The 377-nt window shown below is 67.4% G+C and carries 1 protein-coding gene; it reads right to left on the bottom strand.

The features are described from left to right. On the bottom strand, positions 1-357 hold a 357-nt coding region (locus tag CVH10_RS25435; RefSeq protein ID WP_219924792.1), incomplete at its 3' end, for a hypothetical protein. Positions 358-377: the final 20 nt, after the last annotated feature.

Genomic DNA, 377 nt, shown 5'->3' with positions numbered 1-377 from the left:
GTTCACGGCCCGACCCTGAACCTTGCACGAAAGGGCTGCGACATAGCCTGATCCCCGCTCGTCGATTCGCGCAATTTCGCAATTGTGGCCATGGGCGTCGAACCGCATCGGGGTGATGGTGATCGGGCTGTTCGCCCCTTGCGGTCTGGCGCACCAGGCGGGATTGGCCGCCCACACCCCCACGAAACTGCGCGGTCCGCGAGACGCCAGAGACGACGGCCCCGGCGGCTCCACCGGCTGCATGGCCTCGGGCGTGCGAAGCGGCGCGGCCGGTTCGTTGGGCGGATTGACCTGATCGTCACCACACGCGGCAAGCAGGACGAAGGCAGCGAGCGCCGGAAACAGGGCCGTTTTCATGTCGCCACAACGCAACGGCG

The sequence above is a fragment of the Halomonas sp. ND22Bw genome (genome assembly GCF_003011945.1).
In the GTDB taxonomy this organism is placed as follows: Bacteria; Pseudomonadota; Gammaproteobacteria; order Pseudomonadales; family Halomonadaceae; genus Halomonas; species Halomonas halophila.
Note: the sequence above shows the minus strand (reverse complement) of the source record. Positions and strands in the feature narration are given on the sequence as shown.